This window comes from Brevibacillus sp. NRRL NRS-603, assembly GCF_003013445.1.
GTDB lineage: Bacteria > Bacillota > Bacilli > Brevibacillales > Brevibacillaceae > Brevibacillus > Brevibacillus formosus.
The window spans coordinates 95,586-112,281 of the sequence record NZ_PXZN01000024.1; the positions used below are offsets into that span (position 1 = coordinate 95,586).

Genomic DNA, 16,696 nt, shown 5'->3' on the forward strand with positions numbered 1-16,696 from the left:
GATTACGGAACCTCTATAGAAAACCGTCGAAGCGAATGCATCGGCGGTTTTTTCTGTCAGGCGTGCAACACATACGCGAGGCTTCTCTTATTGACCGACCCCTCGCCTTTTTGCTACACTTAATACCGAAAATAGCCCGTCTTTCCTGTATTTGCTTAAAATAGTGGCAAAAGGTGGAGAAGGTGGCAGGAGGTCTTTTTCGTCGATGAACTTGATGCAATTTATGGTATCCATTGTTCTGTTCTCCGTGCTAGGGTTTGGCATTGGGTTTATTTTAAACATGATTTTGAAAACGACATGGTTTCCTGTTGTGATCGGTGTTGGAATTGTTGTAGGGGCACTTGTGTATCAACAAATCGTTCCCGGAATTTGGGATGCGCTCATACTGGGCTGCGGCATGGCAGGTACAGTGGCGAGTGGCATGACCATTCAAACGCTTCGCAAAAAAGGATATCGGATGTTTTAACAATAAGATCAAGCAGGCCTTTGTTTCGGGCCTGTTTTTCTTTTGGCATTTGATTGGAAAAATGGGCAACTGACTGAATATTTCCGTAATCAACCAAAATTTGTGTATACTTTCCTCCTCGTCGGGACATGACTAGAAACGAGAGGAGGTTTACCAAGAAATGAATGGAAAGCAGTTCGTAAGTATCGTCGCGCTGTTCATCCTGGTCTTGACGGCCTTCGCAAGCGATGGATACAGCTATAATGTTGTGGGAGACCACGGTGTCTCATCCACTTTTGGAATCAAGGAAACGAAAGAGGGGCAACGTGTCGTCAAAAAACGGACGGTATCTGCCAGTTCTCTTACTCAAGTGATTGATAAAGCGGATGTATTTCACGAGCAATATCCAAAAGTACGTGTAGTAGCGACAGGCTACTATGCCGGATACGAGTCGACGGGCAAAAATCCATCTCACCCGTCCTATGGCATTACCTATTCAGGTGTAAAAGTACGTAGAGACGATTATTCCACGATTGCAGCTGACTTGCGCGTTTTCCCGCTGGGGACCATTTTGTACATTCCCGGTTATGGATATGGCGTTGTCGCTGACAAGGGTGGAGCGATTCGCGGCCATAAGATTGACCTTTATTTCGAGACCAAGCAGGACGTATTCTCGCAATGGGGGAAAAAATCGGTGGATGTGTATATCGTAAAAAAAGGTGAAGGCAAAGTAACGGAAGCTTTTCTGAATAGCTTGAATGAAAAAGGAATCGCAGCCATGGCGGAACCCGTCAGCGGCAAACAACAAACTGAATAGCAAGTAGCGAAAACGAATGGATGCCGCATCGGTGGCATGGAAGAAAAAAAGAAAAAACGTTCAAGGCACAGGCTTTGAACGTTTTTTGTGTCATTTTGTATGAATCAAATCAACCAGCTTCTCCAGTCCTTCCAAAATGCGAGGAGAAGGGCGGCAATAGAGGCCTTCTTCCAACAAGTGGACCTGATTGTTTCGAATCGCGGTCATGTTCATCCACTCGGAGCGGTTTGTGATCATGTCAGGCTTGATTCGCTTCAGTTCAATTCCGCACCAGACGACGCAAATATGATCCGGATTGCGTTCCATGACCATTTCCCGCGTTGCCTTGACGTTCGCGACAGGATAGTCTGCAAAAATATTGATGGCACCCGCAATGTCACTAACATCAGTCAACCAGTTTTCCTGACCGGGTGTGTAGATGGGATTTGGCCACCATTCCCAGTACAGCTTCGGGCGTTGAGCGTACGTCGAAGCCTTTTGTCGGATGCTTTCAATGGTTTCGTCAAATTGGACCGCAAGCTGCTCGGCTTGCCTCTGTTTTCCTGTCGCCTCACCGACGAGTCGGATATCATGAGCGATTTCCCCGATCCGGGAAGGGTTCAGGACGATATGAGGAATGTCCCTGTCGCGGAGAGCTTCTATATTATTCTCCATGCCAGGTACAGAGAGCGACGCTACGACGAGATCCGGTTGGAGAGCAGCGACCCGGTCCATATCGATTGTCAGATCGGGACCAACCCGGGGCAGATGCTGCCACTCCTGCGGCCAGTCAGAGTGATCATCCAAACCGACGACATGCTCATGCAGGCCTAAATAATACAGGATTTCGGTATTGCTGGGACAGATGGAAACAATGCGCATGGGAGCCCTCCTTTAAAAAAACGGATGGAGCAATAACGCAATCATGACGCCTAACCAACCGCCGATCAGTACCTCGATCGGTTGATGACCGAGCAGTTCTTTCAGTTTTTTCGCTTTTTCCTGGTTAGGTCGTACTTTTAACGATTTCATTCCTTCTAGCAGGTGGTTGAATTCATCGACCAGCTTATTTAAGACAACGGCTTGCATACCGGCATGGCGGCGGACACCTGCGGCATCAAACATCACGATCACACCGAGAATGGCGGAAATAGCGAACATGTTGCTGCCAAAGCCCTCACGCAGTCCCACGGCTGTGGATAGTGCTGTCACGGCAGAAGAGTGAGAGCTGGGCATACCGCCTGTACTCATGAGCAGTGACCATTGCCACGTTTTCGTTGCAAAAAAATGGAGGGGAATTTTGATAAATTGGGCGATCCCTATGGCAAGCAGTGCTGCCCATAAGGGGAAGTTTTCAAAAAAATCCGCCACGGAAAATCCATTCCTTTCTACTGTGCGCTTATCTCTAGGATTATTGTAACAGAAGGGCGTTGTCTTAATCCGTGAAGTTTTTGTTTGGATGTAAAGTCACTGCCAATCTGTGTTACCATAAAGATGGAAGGTTCGAAACGGAGGCATGCATCCATGGGGTATCCCGAGCAGTATTTGCAGTTCATTGAAAAATTCAATGATGGAGAATACTACGAATGCCACGATCTGTTGGAAGACATCTGGATGGAAGACAAGTCAGACAAGTTTTTGCAAGGATTGCTGCAATTGTCAGTCGGACTGTACCACCAAGAGTACGGCAATATAAAAGGTGCTCGCTGGATGTTAGGCAATGCACGAAAGTATTTGACTCGTTACCAGCCAGTTCATTGGGGACTGGACGTAACAAGAGTTCTTCGTTACATAGATGAATGCGAGAAATTGTTGCCGGAAAAGGATGTCATTTCTTACACAGAGGCAAAAGCCATGACGTTTCCACCCTTGCGCTTATATGTCGACACATCGTGTTAAACAAATGTGCCCATATTGTATCCTACCACAGAGAAAGAGGGAAGAGTATATGAAAGTAGCAGTAGAAAAACGCCGACAGCTTGTGAATATTGCGTGTGATGAACTGATTGTCCCGCTATGGAAGGGCGAGGAGATTTCGCAAGTATACCCGGAATTGGACGAAGCTTTTGGAGGCAGTCTGAGTGACTTGCAACAGGACAAGGAAGTAACGGGTGAGGCGAAGGAAATTACGGTTGTCCACGGAATGAACAGCGTAGCTGCAAAAAAACTGTTGATCGTCGGGATGGGTGAACCAGGCAAATTTGATTTCGTCGCAGCCCGAAATGCATGGGGACGTGCAGCCAAAACGGTTGTAGGAAAAGGCAACGGCAAAACAGTGGTTATTGATTTGCCTACTACAGAGCATCTGAGTGCTGACCGTCTGGCACAGGCAGTGACGGAAGCCTTTGGGCTTGCCGAATACAATTACGAGGGCTACCGTCAAAAGGCAAAGCGTGAGTTTGACCCAATTGCGACGGTGCAAATTTTGGCAGCAGATGCCGATGCTTCATTGGTACAGGCAGGTGTTGCACGTGGTTCAGCGCTCGTATCCGGGACGAATCTGGCCCGCACGCTCGTCAATGAACCAGCAAACTACTTGACTCCACGCGCTTTGAAGGATGCGATGGTCGAGGTAGCAAACCGCTATGGCATGACTGTGGAAGTAATGGAAAAAGCGAAGCTGGAAGAGCTGGGGATGGGCGGAGTTCTCTCTGTAGCAAAAGGCAGCGAGCTTGAGCCTTATGTGGTCGTAGTCAAATATCAAGGAAGAGACACGTGGGACGATGTCATCGGCTTGATCGGTAAAGGCGTGACGTTTGATACAGGTGGGATCTCCATCAAGCCAGTAGCAGGCATGGAAGACATGAAGTCAGACATGGGTGGAGCAGCTGCGATGATCGGCGCATTGGAGGCGCTGGGACAGATCAAACCAAAAGTAAACGTACTAGCTGTCGTCGGTACTGTGGAAAACATGCCATCCGGAACAGCATTCCGCCCGGGTGATGTCATCACGACCATGAGCGGCAAAACGGTAGAGATCATTACGACAGACGCAGAAGGTCGTCTCGTGCTGGCTGATTGCATCACCTATGCAAAAGAGCAAGGAGTGTCTTGCCTGGTGGATGCTGCTACCTTGACAGGTGGTATTGTGGTCGCTCTCGGTCATTTCTGCTCTGGCGCCATGACCAACGACAAAGCCCTGTTGGATGAGCTGATGAACGCAGCAGACGTGGCGGGTGAGCGTTTGTGGCAGCTGCCTACCTTCGATGAGTACCGCAGCTTGAACAAGAGCCGTTTTGCCGATTTGAAAAACTCTGGTGGACGTTATGGCCACGGCATCATCGGCGGTGTTTTCCTGCAAGAATTCGTTGGCGACACACCGTGGGTACATCTGGATATCGCGGGTACGGCGTACACAGCAAGTGCTGGCGACATGCAACCAGCTGGCGGTACCGGAGCGATGACGCGCACCATTGTTGAGTTTGTTTCCAGCCGCAGTGAATAAGAGGTAGTTCAATATCGCATTTCAATATAAAAAGGAGTGTTTTCACATGGCACAAAATCCAAGCAACGAGGCACGTCGTCAACTGCTGGAGGATGCAAAAACGATCGCAGTAGTGGGTCTGTCCAACAAGCCGGACCGCACCAGCTATATGGTATCGCAAGCTATGCAGAACGCGGGCTACAAGATCATCCCTGTCAATCCTGTCATCGCGGGTGAAACGGTTTTGGGTGAAAAAGTATTGGGGAGCCTGACTGAGATTGATCAGCCTGTAGACATCGTCAACGTGTTTCGCCGCAGCGAAGACATCCCGCCTGTTGCGCAGGAAGCATTGAAAATGCAGAACAAGCCAAAAGTGTTCTGGATGCAACAAGGCATTGCCAACGATGACGCGGCTAAATTGGTTGCAGAGCAAGGCATTGAGGTTGTGCAGGATATGTGCATCAAGGTAGATCATTCCCTGCTGCGGGTTGGGAAATAATCGAGAACACTGATCAGCGAGGGGAGTGGAAACAACATGTTTATCAATCCATCATCAGACACCAAACGCGACCGTATTCCCCCTAATCAGAAGCAGACGACAGGTTTTCCTGTCCTGCACTACGGGGAGGTTCCTGAATATACAGACCTGTCCACCGAGTGGAGCTTTCGTCTTTTCGGTCTCGTCGAAGAGGAAGTAACACTGACCTATGAGCAAATGATGGCTCTGCCAAAAGGCGGTACGACCAACGATATTCACTGCGTCACAGGCTGGAGTAAGCTGGACAATGAATGGGAAGGCATTCCGGTAGAGGAAGTACTGAAGCTGGTAAAGGTGAAGCCGGAAGCGAAGTACGTCATGCTGCACGCCGAGCATGGATGGACGGTGAACATTCCGCTTGTCGACTTCATGAAAAACGGCAATCTGTTCGCTACGAAGCATAATGGCGAGGATTTGACCCCTGAGCATGGCTGGCCGCTGCGCTTTGTCATACCGCATCTCTACTTCTGGAAAAGCGCCAAGTGGGTGCGTGGGATTGAGTTTATGGAGAAAGACAAGCAAGGGTTTTGGGAGAAGAACGGTTATAATATGTACGGCGACCCATGGCTTGAACAACGTTTCGCTTGGGATTAATTGGAAATAATTAAGAGGCGGATAATCTCCGTCTCTTAATTTGTTTTAAAGGACTTAATTTCACAAGCTACTCGTCGTCCTGGTCCACCTACGGATTCACCGTATGAGTCTATGACTATTTCAGAAACAAAGTATGCATAATAAGTTTTTTGTGCTCGAGTTCAAAATGGCCCCAGTTTTCTTTCATAGTACGTGCCATATCGATGACTTCTTGATTTGTTAACTTAACAACTGGTTTAGAAGGTGCTTATAGATGGGGTACAAAATTCTTGAACAGTGGCGGACAAAATCATTGGGTTGTAGACATCGTGTTAAACGTTTCATCCTTCACGATAACTTTTAATAGTGTTTCAACCTCATCTGGAACATTTGAGTGGATCGCTTTTGAGTAGAAAGGAGGTAGAGCATGGCACAACTACCGAACACAGCAACCATAAAAGACATAATCACATCATTCCAAACGATGCAATGCATCAATCAAAAAGCTGATCTTGCATCTGTAGTAGGGAGTCCTGCGGCAAGTACAGATGATGTTGCGACAATAATCACGAAGATTCAAAATGCAAAAAATACATTGGCTACGAATATCAAAGCTTTGGGTAATACAGCATCAGGAACAGAGGGATTAGCAGCACTTGCTATCAAGGTGAACGTGGGCAGTGGTCTAAAAAGGTGGGCATCTGGTTCTCAAACTACCTATACAAATGGACAAGTGCATGGGGTTTTAGAGATTACGGGGCTTTCGTTTAAACCCTCTATTGTATTTTGTCAGTGGTATCACGCTGCTCATAGTACAAGCCCAGAATATGTTTTAGCTGGCTATATGAAAGGGATTTGGGTATGGCCCTCAAGAAATCCGTACGGTGTTTTTGTTTACAACTCTACTACTTGGTCGAACGAATATTGTAGCATAAGTGACTCAGGATTTAGGCAATTATATTATGCCCCAGAGACGTCTACAACGTTTGGATATGGATCGATTGAATGGTACGTATTTGAATAGGAGGAAACAATCATGCAAATTGGTAGAAAAATATATTATGAAATGGCAACGGGAAATGTTTTGGTAGACACAGGAGAAAGAATGGGTTCAGTTGTTGAAACCACATTGGAACAGGACTTCGAAGCGTACCGAGCTCTAAAGGACCGAGTACCAGAAACGGTAGGCTGCCTTCAACTTGATTTTGGTCAAGAAGCGGACAAGTTTTCGCAGTATCTATATCGTGTTGATCCGAAAACGAAAGCAATCCTATGGGACCTGACACCGCCAGTAGCACCACTAGAACAGGTGAAAAAAGCAAAGATCGACTTCCTGAACACCGAGTGCTTCAAAGCAATTCATGCAGGCTTTACATCTACCTCAACCGGCCACACCTTCCGTTTCAATGAAGAAGACCAATCAAACTTTAATCAGCAGAGCACCCTGTTCCTACTCAAGCCTGAGTTGACAGAAACCCAATGGAAGACAGAGGATGCGGGTATTGTCACGCTGACAAGAGAACAATTTATTGAGGTAGTATATGAGGCAGGTCAGCACAAGCAGCAACAGATCGAGAAGTATTGGACACTAAAAGGAAACGTTGAAGCTGCAACCACAAAAGAAGAAGTTGACCGGATCAACTGGTAGGAGGTCGAGCGTATGAATTTGAAGCGCTTTGACCTTCTTTTTATTCGTGGCAGCTCACCTCTTGCTCGGCTGATTCAAGGGGTGACCTACTCGCCATATAGCCACGTTGCCATCGTTCTGGATGAGCACCACATTGCGGAGACTGATTGGCGATTTCCGTTGCAATGGAATCATAATAATTACCCCCCAGGGCAAATAGACGTCTATCGCTATCGCGAAGAGATAGAGTCATGGAAGGCAGAGGCTATGACTGGATTCATTCAGAATCACATCGGCACGCCCTACGACTTCTGGCAGACGATTACAAACGGGCTGTATCTGCTCACAGGTTTGCCGATCCGTGATGCACCAAACCGATTAAATTGCTCGGAGACGGTGGACCGAATGTTTGCAGCCGCAGGCATTAATTTAACGTCTGATGAGTTGGGGAAAGTAACACCTGCAGATCTGGTTAAATCCAGTCACCTGCAAAGAATCGCATAGTTTTTTCATGGGAGCTGCTAACGCGGCTCCTTTTACTTTTGCCCCGAGGGGGGGGAGGAGGAAGATGAGCTGATGAAGTTTTTGCAGAGTTTAGAGAATGTAGTGACCCCAGCAAACGGAATTGCAGCAACTACGGGAGTGTTTCTTACCCCGATATTTCAGTACCTCTACGGAGCAGGGCGGCTGGATATTTTAATTGTGCTTTTTCTTATGATTTCACTCGATTGGATCACTGGTATTTCCGCAGCGAAAAAGGACCATACCTACTCGTCTGATTACGGCCTTTCCCGAATCCCGCGTTCGCTGTTTCTTTTAGCATTGCCAGCCATTGCTAACATGCTAGATCGGGTGATGGGTACACCCGGTTTTCTGTTTTATGGAGTTACATTCGGTCTACTCTATCACACATGGAACAGCCTCACAGCAAATGCTCACCGAGCTGGCTGGCCTGTACCACAGTCGATTGTTAACTTGGTCGGATCAGAGATCAAAGCAAAGGCTGAGAGAGCCGCAAGAAAGGAGCAAAAATAAAAATGAATATGACAATACCAGGTGCGCGTGTGATTGACGTTCGCACCTCTTTACCACGCCACAAAACACTAAGGTATGGGCGGCGCAAGCTGACTGACATCCGATCGGCAGCCATCCATCATTCGGCTACATTGAGCGGATCACCGGAGGCATTCGCACGCTATCACGTCAGCACAAACGGCTGGCCGGGCATTGCCTATCATTTTGTGATTCAAAAGGACGGGGTGATTTACTGGTGCAACGATCCAGAGACAATCTCCTACCACGTAGGCAACAGCAACCGTCATGCGCTGGGCATTTGCCTTGTCGGGGATTTCCGGACACAGCAACCAACTGCAGCACAGCTCGAGGCGGCGAATCACATAATACAGCACCTACAGGTACAGATTCCAACCATGAAGCAGGTGCTTGGTCACCAGGAGTACCCCGGCTACGCATGGAAAAACTGCCCCGCATTCCCGATGGGTACATTCCGCACAAATTACTCACAATTTTTGCAAAAATCTGTGGTTAAAGTGGATAAGCCCAAGCAAGTTCCGGTTGCAATTAAGTTGAACGAGGTATTGCTCCCGGTAGCAGGCTTTTTGCAGGAAGGCCTTTCTATGCTACCAGTCCGTGCGGTAGCCAATGCTGCCGGTGGGAAGGTGGAGTGGATTGAACAAACAAAGGATGTTCGTGTTAACGGTAAGGACCTAAATGAGAAAGTCATTTCAGGTTCGGCTTATGCCCCGGCGCGTGAGCTGGCTACTGCCCTTGGTCTTCAAATCGAATGGGACCAAGCAACAAAAACAGTTCGGATGATGAAAGGAAGTGTTAGTAAATGATGATGCTCGAGTATGTGATAAGTTTCTTCGTGGAGTGGGGCTGGCTGATGGCTCTGCTCCTTTTTATTGGTGGTATCATGGCTGCTGACTTTTTTCCTCGGGTATATGCGTTTATGGCGCATATCGAAAGCAAATATCCACAGTTTGAAACATATTTGTTTACGAAAGAGCAGGAGCTCATTAGAAAATATGATCAACTCCCCTCGCGAATAAAAAGTGGCTTTGCGCTCATTGGTGGTAAGGTCGCGTGGGCATGGCTGGTGACAAGAATGTATCGATATTTAAGAGAACGGACTTAGAGAACAGAAAACAAAACACTATTAAATAAAAGATGTAAAAGGAAAAGCGATCTAAGCGTCGTCTTATGACTAGCAAGTGCTGGCGATAAGGTGAAAGAAGCTTATCATACGTCTCTTTGAACAATGCTGAAGTTATATAGATAAATCTTGGACAGACCCTCTCTACGAGCAATTCACTAGAGGGTCTACTTTACAATTTATGTATTATGAATTTTAACCAATATTGAAGATGTATAAGTAAGTATTTTTTAATCAGAAAAAAATAATTTACATAAAAAACTAAAATGATATAGAATTAGCAATAAATCCCAAGTAAACTTTAAAGTGTAAAGAGTGGGATTAAAAACATACTTTGTAAAGGGGTAGTAATTTAATGTCTTTTAGTGTATCTCAAAGTGGTCTTTCATCAAAAAACATTCAAGAAATGTATACAGCAAAAAATGCTGCCGTGGCTCAACCAAAAGAAACAGTAACCCAAGGTTTAAAAAACAATGCAACTGACGCTGACACAGTTCAAATATCTTCTGAGGCACAACAACTTTTAGCAGCTCGTTCAAGTAAACGTGAACCTGGAACGCTTAAGATAGGTGATAATTTAATTACATGGACGATGGAAAAAGGCGTGATACATTTAGATAATGATAAGGACCTTAGAAATGCTATTAGAGATGATATAAATAATGCTGAGAAGATCGCAGATCAAATTAGAAGTGATTATAGGGAGGAATACAATAAGCGATTGGATATATCATCCGACTCTCTAACTTGGGAAATAATCGGTCATATCTATCCTGGACAATTAGCAAGAGCGCTTAAGAAGGTTGATTTTTTAATTCCAGATGTAATCTCTGAAGGATTAGATGAAGTCATTGAACGGACAAAAAAAATAGACATGGGGGAGAGTGGCAAAGATGGAAATAGAATAGTATGGGATGCAATAGCTGACCTACCTAATTGGGTCCAAGATACAGTAAAAAAGGCTTTAGACTAGTGAATTAGTGATGGAAGAAATCATGAGTAAAGTATGTTTTTATTCGAAGAACGAAAGAGTAATAACCATAAAGGAGGGGAAGTATGCAAGCTTTTCTTAATTGGTTACTATTCGTTGTGCTATTAATTGGAAGTAGCATTCAACTATTTCTTCATTTTCTTATGGGCGCAGATATTCCGGTAGTACTAAATAAAGGGGAGTTTATTCGGTTTATACAGTATTCTGGCGTATTGTTTGCACTATTTATGGTTTTCTTGTCGTTACAACGAAGAATCTCCATACTGATCCTCAATACTTTTGTTCAAATCATTATATTTCGTTGGTGGTCAATTATCCTAGAATCATCATTAGAATTGGAAACAAGAGTAGACGAGTTAATTTATAGCAGCCTAACGGGATTGGGTAGTTCGCTGTTAATAATTACTTATTCCCTTATTCTTTTAGTTAAATTACTGAAAGAAACCGGGAAAATCAAACTATAATGCTTTTAATACTTTAACGACTCGGCTTATCATTTGGACATTCCTCATGTATTAAGCGGAAACAGGAATAATGGGTAAAAACAGACGAAGCCCTCCTTCGGATACGTCCAAGGAGGGATTTTCCATTTTATAGAACAATTGTATGATTGAGAAAAGCGAGGTGATAGAATGTTCAACCACATTCTAAAGGATATTGGTGAACGCGGCACCGCACTGAGTTTTGATCTTGGAGAAAGACCCCAATTTCTATTTACTGGTCCTGAGTGGAAGATGGAAGACGGAATGAAGCTCGATGACGGTCCAGGTTGGGTTATGAAAACTTCAGGTCCTGATTGGGAAGGTGTAAAATTTGATGGTGGGTTGGCAGCTAAAAGTATCCGACCCTGATTGGAACCTGAGCCTGGACGGCGGTGTTGGTTGGCAAATGTACGGACCAGCAGAATGGGGATGTAGTTCACTCGTAGTTGGACCACCTGACGGCTGGAGAATAACTGTGTTGCCCCACTAAAAAGTCGGGCTTTATTTGTAATCTCTAACTTTTTCTCTTCTGTAAAAAAAGACTTTTTCACATGAGAATATTCAAAGTTAAAGTATATAACTAAAAAAGTAAATGAAATATCCTTTTGTTAATGGAGTGGTAAGTATGAACGAAATACCTTTCTTATCAATTTTTGCTAGAGATTATCCCTTAATTATGATCATTGTCTTTGGGGTATTCCTGATTTCGACAGTTGTAAAGCTAATCAAAGCATTCATTAGATATGTAAAAAAGTCTGACTTCGATAAAATATTCGATACAAAGGATCAACAAAGTTGGGAAACCGGCTATAAACAGCTAATGTTTACACTGATACTGATTATTTTCTCGCATTTACTAGGTGGAGGAATAGTCCTTTCAATAGCAGAAAATGACAACGATTCATATTTTTTAATTTGGCTTGGCGTGCTCATTATTATAACCTTATTAATTAGTTTCAGTATCATCATGGTCCATTTGGCTATAAGAAAGTTCGTGGCATTGTACTCAAAACTAATTCGTAAAGAAGAATATGAACTTGATTACAGCAAAAACAAACGATATTATAAATTTCTGCTTCTGACACACTTCGTTAGTGCTTACTTTTCCATATATTGCAGTTCAGCATTTACAACGTATCGTCTAATGTTCAAAGAAACAGATTGGCTGTCTCTACTTGGCTCAATTTTGGCAAGCACACTTTTTGCTTTAGTCTATTTTCATTTTTCAATTCATTTGTATCGTGATGAATTTAAAATAGAGAATCCCGCCGGAAAGAATTCATATAAAATGATTATCCCACATATAGAAACAGTGCAAAATCAGCCACTTTTTGTTTTGTATTCCTTAGATTCAAATCGGATTGTTTTGGGCAATAAGCCAACTGAGATTGAAAGTAATCATCTTTACATTTACGACAGGGATAAACATAGATATCTTCTTTTCATGCGGCAAGAGAGCAAATGAAAAAAGCGCTATTAAGCGCTTTTTTTAAGGTTTTAGGAATCTAATAATCCCAAAAACTAAAGTACCTAAAGCAAGTGCCTTCTTTTCCCACTGTATTCTCAACAAAATCTTCAGTTGTAACTTTATCTGATTTCACAGTATCACGTATACTCTGTAGTTGTGACTGTCCGTGGCCGACAAGAAGAATGTCTCTATAACGTGTCGCATTTAAAATCTGAGTGCCAAGTTCGCCTTAACAATTATTTATACGACGCCAAGCAGCAAGCGATTGGGCTTGCATAGTTTATACCGAGGGACTATTGCAGCAAACAACCCGCCTAGAGATAAATCCGAGCGGGTTGTTTTTGTTACTTTAATTATTATATTCAATCACTTCAAATGATTGCTCGCATACTTTATTTGTCACAGAGTTTTCATCATTTATAACTTAGCTAGCAATGTTTTGTCGAATCGTGAAGGTGAGTATATATCATATGAAATGATTAGAATCTAAAACGTTTTGTCGAATTAAGTGAAATAATGTCGAATTATTATACTTTATCAAGACATAAGATTAATAGTAATATATTGAAGCTTAATTGCAAGTATTTGGAGGGGTATTTATGGGGTTATCTCGTAGCGAACGTAATGAAGACAGAAGAGATGCAAGATTAGAGAGAAGACAACAAGCTCTAGCGGCACAACAAGCAAAAGCTCAAGAAAATGCTAAGAAACAAACCAGTGCATCAAGTAAATCAAAAAGTAACAGTGTTCAGCAAACTAGTCATCCTCAACCAAGTAACAGTGTTCGCCAAACTAGTAATTCTCAATCAAGTAGTTCAAATGTATCAAAACCACCTACGACAACAAATAATATAATTGTAGATAAAATTGAAATTAGTGAAGCTGCTAGAAACGCGTTTAAAAGCAGTGCTCAGCAATCATCGGTTAGAACTGAGTCTACAGCTATAAAGGAAAAACTCCATCAAGCTACTGTTGAGGTACCAAGAAATGATACAGTGCGCATTAGTGAAGCAGCTAAGAAGGCTTTATTGAATGAGCAAACCCTAAGATCCTCTTCGGCTAATATTGTAAAATCAAGCAATGATGACAAAAAATTGCCAAAAGACATCCAAAGAGAAATCAAACATTTACAAGAGATGTATAGCATAACAACAGATAAGGAAGTTAAAAGTGGGTTAAATAAACTTGCTAATAACTTCAGGTCTATCGGAAAAAGTAAAGATCACTATTCAGTTTTAAGGATAAACACATTTATTCCGTATGACAAAGTTCCACTTACTCCAATTCAATATTATGGTGGAGATAATAGAAGTTTTAACTATAAATCAACTGCTGTCAGAACATCACAAATTATATTAATTAATACTAGTAAGGACAAAGTGTATTCTGCAAATTATATTGGTAAAACCCACCAATACGATGAGGATGGAAACTTGACTGGTGCAGAGTTACTAAAATTAAAAAATGCAAGCATGAAAGTAGAAGATTCAAAAAAGGGAGGAAAAGTTAATATTGTAGCGACAACGAGTGCAGCTAATCCAATGGTGGAATTTGCGCCTCCAATTGATTACAGAATGGAGTTTAATGTTACCAAAAATTCAGTTACCCTTGTGAAGGGAGAAGAAGAGTACGATATTGAAACGGGTGCAGATATTAAGAGGTCAAAAGGATCAGTAATCGATGGATTCCCTGCATATGAGGTATATGGTAATATCGACGGATCTGGTTATCAAACCTTATATAAGTATGAACCAGATCATTGGACTGATATAATATATAAACTCGTTGATGGTCCAGGAGATGTAGAACTTCCAGGGACCACAATCAAGAAAAAGTAACAAAAATCACAAAATTTATCTTTAAAGTTCCCTTCATTGAACAATATTAGGAGGTGTTTATGCGGACTTTACGTTTTTTTAGTGCAGCAGGTGTAGCATTTCTTGTCAGTGCCGTATTGTTTATCATTAGTATGTTAACCTTCATATCATATCAAGGTGTAGGAGTATTTAACGTTTTAACTTCCTTGACATTTATGTTGGCGTTTTATTTACTACCATTTTGCTTTGTTGGATGTCTGATAGGAGAATTGGTATATTCTTTTACATCCAAGATAGTAAACCGTTTTATTGTAACTTTGATCTTTGTATTAACAGGCATTATGTATTCATATTTGGTACATAGATTTTTATTGCATGGAAATTCTTTTGTATTTTATTTATGCTTGTCAGTTTTGGGGTCAACTTCTTTTTACTGGGCTCATTTTATTAACAATATTAAAATGAATATACAACTTGCTTTAATACCAGGGTATGTAATCACTATATCTTTGGTTTCAATTCTGTTTAATTAATTGTTTTTGCTGCATATTCATATAGAAATAGTCATAATCATGCGAATGAAGAGATAGCATTAAAAAATACTGAACTACCTCGAATAGCAAACCCGTCCCTGTTTTGAGGAGGCGGGTTTACACGATTTATAATCACTTAATAGTTACATAAGCATATGTACGGCGATCCTTGGAAAGAGCAGAGGTTTGCTTGGGATTGATTGGGGAAAAGAGGCGGTGATTATTCCGCCTCTTTTTTGTTTTAAAGAATTTAATTTCACAAGCTACTCGTCGTCCTGGTCCACCTACTGCTTCACCATATGAGTTTATGACTATTTCAGAAAAAGGGTTGCATAATAAGTTTTTTGTTCGAGCTTAAGATATTTCTTTCATATTTTACTTCCTTCTTAAACAACTTAATAGAGTTTTCCCATTCAAATCGGTCAGTCTACCATTTGGGGTATTTTACCATACACATGCTTTTGGGAATATACTCTGAAGTTAGTTAACAGAACACACGATTTGATAATTAAGGGGAGCGAGAGCGTGAAAGTACCAAGGATTTTGCACTATCTAGGCAGCAAGTGTAGCATGGCTGACTGGATAATCGAACATATTCCAGAACATACCACATATTTGGAACCAAACTTCGGATCCGGAGCGGTATTTTTCAACAAAGAATCATCCGCACTTGAAACGATCAATGACATTTACGGAGATGTGGAAAATCTGTTCAAAGTTATCCGTCATCATCCACAGGATTTAGCAAACAAGGTTAAATTGACCCCCTATAGTCAAGAAGAATACTACAACTCCTGCCACGTAGAGGAGAGGGGAACGAACTTGAAAGGACAAGGATGTTTTTGGTTCGGTGCTGGATGGTAGCGGTGGAAAATCATCTGACAGAAAGTACCTGATCGGATATTGACGGTAACGGATAGATTGAAAAGGGTACAAATAGAACAACAGCCAGCTCTGCGATTGATTGAACGATATACAAATCCAAGCGTTTTGATTTATGCGGATCCACCGTATTTGTTATCAACAAGGAGCAAACGTCTGTACAAAAATGAGAAGACGGATGCTGACCATATTGAATTGCTCGACGCATTAGACGAACATCCGGGACCAGTGACACTAAGTGGTTACGATAATGATTTATACAACATTCGCCTAAAGCATTGAGGTAGGGAAGAAAAGAAAGCTTTGGCGGAAATGGGCCACATCAGAACAGAAGTTATCTGGATCAATCCAATGGCAGATGATCAAGTGGGGCAGCAGACAATCTTTTCGCTGCCCGGCATATATCAGATAGATCAAAATGCTCAATATGCTAATTAGCTCTTTAAATTATTCGTAGTATTTGGATGCCTCTAGGATTTTAGCGAAAGCTTCCCAAGAAGGGTTATCTGGCGCTAAGTGGGTTTCCAGCCAAGCAGCCATCGATTCGAGATAATGGCTTAGTGAGACATTTTCCCAATTTGGATTGTTTTCTAAATCAGCGAGCGATCTTTGAATAAAATCGATTAGATTCTGCTTTGTATATGCATGTCCATCTTTTTGACCGACGTCCATACTAGGTCCTCCTCAAATTGTAACGATGGTTCATTGTTATATAAAAACAGGTTTGAGGGGAAGTAGAAGCAATTTCAGGATGTCCGTTACATTGTAGCTAGATTGTTTATTGACAATTGTTTTACCCTAGGAAATTCAAGTGGGGTGAAGCAAAAAAACACATAATCATCCGGATAATAACCAAAATCGTGTGTAAAGTGATATGGCAGCTTTTTAACAAAATATTTTAGGTTGAATTGTCTTATCTTTTGGCGAAGCTCAGAAGGCAGATA

22 protein-coding genes are annotated in these 16,696 nt (G+C 42.6%); 19 read left to right on the forward strand and 3 right to left on the reverse strand.

All coding sequences use genetic code 11. The features are described from left to right. The first annotated feature begins 205 nt into the window (after window positions 1–205). Both C7R94_RS19595 and C7R94_RS19600 read left to right on the forward strand, forming a co-directional pair. Window positions 206–466 carry a YuiB family protein gene (locus C7R94_RS19595; RefSeq protein WP_047074919.1) on the forward strand — a complete coding sequence of 87 codons (261 nt, stop codon included), beginning with the start codon at window positions 206–208 and terminating at the stop codon, window positions 464–466. A 160-nt stretch (window positions 467–626) separates the two neighbouring features. Then, on the forward strand, window positions 627–1,262 hold the full coding sequence (locus C7R94_RS19600; protein WP_047074920.1) for a 3D domain-containing protein: 636 nt from the start codon (window positions 627–629) through the stop codon (window positions 1,260–1,262). Between the two features lie 90 nt (window positions 1,263–1,352). Here C7R94_RS19600 and C7R94_RS19605 read toward each other — a convergent pair whose 3' ends face one another. Beyond that, window positions 1,353–2,123 carry a cobalamin-binding protein gene (locus C7R94_RS19605; protein ID WP_106783854.1) on the reverse strand — a complete coding sequence of 257 codons (771 nt, stop codon included), beginning with the start codon at window positions 2,121–2,123 and terminating at the stop codon, window positions 1,353–1,355. A gap of 12 nt (window positions 2,124–2,135) precedes the next feature. Further along, window positions 2,136–2,612: a divergent PAP2 family protein gene (locus C7R94_RS19610; RefSeq protein WP_047074924.1), complete on the reverse strand. Its 477-nt coding sequence runs from the start codon at window positions 2,610–2,612 to the stop codon at window positions 2,136–2,138. 153 nt (window positions 2,613–2,765) lie between these two features. Between C7R94_RS19610 and C7R94_RS19615 the strand changes: the two genes are divergently transcribed. The 17 genes from C7R94_RS19615 to C7R94_RS31020 all read left to right on the forward strand — a co-directional run bounded on the left by C7R94_RS19615 (window position 2,766) and on the right by C7R94_RS31020 (window position 16,034). Further along, window positions 2,766–3,140 carry a DUF309 domain-containing protein gene (locus C7R94_RS19615; protein ID WP_017251328.1) on the forward strand — a complete coding sequence of 125 codons (375 nt, stop codon included), beginning with the start codon at window positions 2,766–2,768 and terminating at the stop codon, window positions 3,138–3,140. A 49-nt stretch (window positions 3,141–3,189) separates the two neighbouring features. After that, window positions 3,190–4,686: a leucyl aminopeptidase gene (locus tag C7R94_RS19620; protein WP_106783856.1), complete on the forward strand. Its 1,497-nt coding sequence runs from the start codon at window positions 3,190–3,192 to the stop codon at window positions 4,684–4,686. A 46-nt stretch (window positions 4,687–4,732) separates the two neighbouring features. Beyond that, on the forward strand, window positions 4,733–5,164 hold the full coding sequence (locus C7R94_RS19625; protein ID WP_106783858.1) for a CoA-binding protein: 432 nt from the start codon (window positions 4,733–4,735) through the stop codon (window positions 5,162–5,164). 36 nt (window positions 5,165–5,200) lie between these two features. Continuing rightward, on the forward strand, window positions 5,201–5,797 hold the full coding sequence (locus tag C7R94_RS19630; protein ID WP_106783860.1) for a sulfite oxidase-like oxidoreductase: 597 nt from the start codon (window positions 5,201–5,203) through the stop codon (window positions 5,795–5,797). A 406-nt stretch (window positions 5,798–6,203) separates the two neighbouring features. Then, window positions 6,204–6,800, forward strand: coding sequence for a hypothetical protein (locus C7R94_RS19635; RefSeq protein ID WP_106783862.1), 597 nt, complete (start codon window positions 6,204–6,206; stop codon window positions 6,798–6,800). 12 nt (window positions 6,801–6,812) lie between these two features. After that, the gene (locus C7R94_RS19640) at window positions 6,813–7,424 is read left to right on the forward strand and encodes a DUF4376 domain-containing protein (RefSeq protein ID WP_206767865.1); all 612 of its coding nucleotides are present in this window, start codon (window positions 6,813–6,815) and stop codon (window positions 7,422–7,424) included. A gap of 12 nt (window positions 7,425–7,436) precedes the next feature. Further along, window positions 7,437–7,907, forward strand: coding sequence for a C40 family peptidase (locus C7R94_RS19645; protein WP_106783866.1), 471 nt, complete (start codon window positions 7,437–7,439; stop codon window positions 7,905–7,907). A gap of 72 nt (window positions 7,908–7,979) precedes the next feature. Continuing rightward, window positions 7,980–8,438 carry a phage holin family protein gene (locus C7R94_RS19650; protein WP_106783868.1) on the forward strand — a complete coding sequence of 153 codons (459 nt, stop codon included), beginning with the start codon at window positions 7,980–7,982 and terminating at the stop codon, window positions 8,436–8,438. Between the two features lie 2 nt (window positions 8,439–8,440). Further along, a complete protein-coding gene (locus tag C7R94_RS19655) occupies window positions 8,441–9,262 on the forward strand; it encodes an N-acetylmuramoyl-L-alanine amidase (RefSeq protein WP_106783870.1) in 822 nt (273 codons plus the stop codon). Beyond that, on the forward strand, window positions 9,259–9,561 hold the full coding sequence (locus C7R94_RS19660; protein ID WP_233220613.1) for a hypothetical protein: 303 nt from the start codon (window positions 9,259–9,261) through the stop codon (window positions 9,559–9,561). The genes C7R94_RS19655 and C7R94_RS19660 overlap by 4 nt, the downstream gene beginning before the upstream one ends. A gap of 373 nt (window positions 9,562–9,934) precedes the next feature. Beyond that, window positions 9,935–10,552: a hypothetical protein gene (locus tag C7R94_RS19665; RefSeq protein WP_106783873.1), complete on the forward strand. Its 618-nt coding sequence runs from the start codon at window positions 9,935–9,937 to the stop codon at window positions 10,550–10,552. 650 nt (window positions 10,553–11,202) lie between these two features. Further along, a complete protein-coding gene (locus tag C7R94_RS19675) occupies window positions 11,203–11,421 on the forward strand; it encodes a hypothetical protein (RefSeq protein ID WP_106783878.1) in 219 nt (72 codons plus the stop codon). Between the two features lie 256 nt (window positions 11,422–11,677). Continuing rightward, complete coding sequence (locus C7R94_RS19680) at window positions 11,678–12,517, forward strand: hypothetical protein (RefSeq protein WP_106783881.1); 840 nt, start codon at window positions 11,678–11,680, stop codon at window positions 12,515–12,517. 602 nt (window positions 12,518–13,119) lie between these two features. Beyond that, window positions 13,120–14,358, forward strand: a complete 1,239-nt coding sequence (locus tag C7R94_RS19685) for a hypothetical protein (RefSeq protein ID WP_106783883.1) — start codon at window positions 13,120–13,122, stop codon at window positions 14,356–14,358. 59 nt (window positions 14,359–14,417) lie between these two features. Beyond that, window positions 14,418–14,870: a hypothetical protein gene (locus C7R94_RS29910; protein ID WP_146142809.1), complete on the forward strand. Its 453-nt coding sequence runs from the start codon at window positions 14,418–14,420 to the stop codon at window positions 14,868–14,870. A gap of 525 nt (window positions 14,871–15,395) precedes the next feature. Then, the gene (locus tag C7R94_RS31015; protein ID WP_327935223.1) at window positions 15,396–15,734 is read left to right on the forward strand and encodes a DNA adenine methylase; all 339 of its coding nucleotides are present in this window, start codon (window positions 15,396–15,398) and stop codon (window positions 15,732–15,734) included. 39 nt (window positions 15,735–15,773) lie between these two features. Continuing rightward, a complete protein-coding gene (locus tag C7R94_RS31020; RefSeq protein WP_327935222.1) occupies window positions 15,774–16,034 on the forward strand; it encodes a DNA adenine methylase in 261 nt (86 codons plus the stop codon). Window positions 16,035–16,199: 165 nt separating this feature from the next. Here the strand turns inward: C7R94_RS31020 and C7R94_RS19695 are convergent, their stop codons facing one another. Then, on the reverse strand, window positions 16,200–16,424 hold the full coding sequence (locus tag C7R94_RS19695; RefSeq protein WP_106783885.1) for a DUF7660 family protein: 225 nt from the start codon (window positions 16,422–16,424) through the stop codon (window positions 16,200–16,202). Window positions 16,425–16,696: the final 272 nt, after the last annotated feature.